The sequence below is a fragment of the Anaerococcus sp. HMSC065G05 genome (assembly GCF_001812365.1).
GTDB classification, from domain to species: domain Bacteria; phylum Bacillota; class Clostridia; order Tissierellales; family Peptoniphilaceae; genus Anaerococcus; species Anaerococcus vaginalis.
In genome coordinates, this window is sequence record NZ_KV808702.1 from 1 (window position 1) to 808 (window position 808).

At 35.3% G+C, this 808-nt stretch carries 2 protein-coding genes; both read left to right on the top strand.

From position 1 onward, the window contains the following. On the top strand, window positions 1–409 hold a 409-nt coding region (locus HMPREF2852_RS04565; RefSeq protein ID WP_148130546.1), incomplete at its 5' end, for an RNA polymerase sigma factor. Between the two features lie 91 nt (window positions 410–500). Beyond that, window positions 501–695 carry a hypothetical protein gene (locus HMPREF2852_RS04570; RefSeq protein ID WP_019116101.1) on the top strand — a complete coding sequence of 65 codons (195 nt, stop codon included), beginning with the start codon at window positions 501–503 and terminating at the stop codon, window positions 693–695. Window positions 696–808 lie beyond the last annotated feature (113 nt).

Below are 808 nucleotides of genomic sequence, written 5' to 3' on the forward strand. Positions count from 1 at the left end.
TGAAGAAAAAGAAAGAATTAAGGCATTCAAAAAAGAGTATGTTCAAAAATTCAAACTTCAACATGGTTATGAACCAAATAAGGACGCTATCAAAGATGCTGTCAGCGAGGCTTTTCCATCAAATTATAATCTATCTTTAGATTTTGCTTTTGAAAATGAGATTGATGAAGACAAGGCCAGCGTTACTGCAGCAACAGCAGTTCCATTTGATGACAAGTTTGAATGGTCAGAGGAGATGGAAGATATAAGGGAACTTCTATCAGATAAACAGCGGGAGGTTCTTGATCTTAAGTTTATTGACGGATACACACAAAAGGAAATTGCAGATATGCTTGGCGTAACCAAGATGGCAATAACAAAGAGACTGGCATCTGCGTATGATGTAATCAGAAAAAACATGAAAATATAAAAAATTTTTAGGCAGGGTTTACTACCTTGCCTTTTTATTTGCCTGTGATTTGTAAGGGAGAATACGAGCCCTACAGAAAGGAGGCAAAGCTATGAAACACAAAGTCGTAATTAATGTAACAAAGGAAGATGGAAAAAAGACACCTGTGCTTAAAGGTGCAATCAGAAAACTTCCATCAAAAATTATTAAGTGGCTGTTTGGAGATTATACACAGGTCTATCTTCTTAAGCCCGGAGAAACCGTTGAATCTGTAGATGTCAAAGAAGTATTAAAAGGAGAAATGTAATCATGAAAAAAGAAGTAATTAAAAACATCATCACAGACTTAGAATCGCTCGTCAAAAATCTAAAGGAGCTGATAAAAGATGAAAAGGAAGAAAAAACACCTAAGTCAAAAGAG

What these genes read in the sequence shown, in the direction of transcription:
- HMPREF2852_RS04570 (WP_019116101.1), top strand. Translation starts at nt 501, where the DNA reads ATGAAACACAAAGTCGTAATTAATGTAACAAAGGAAGATGGAAAAAAG.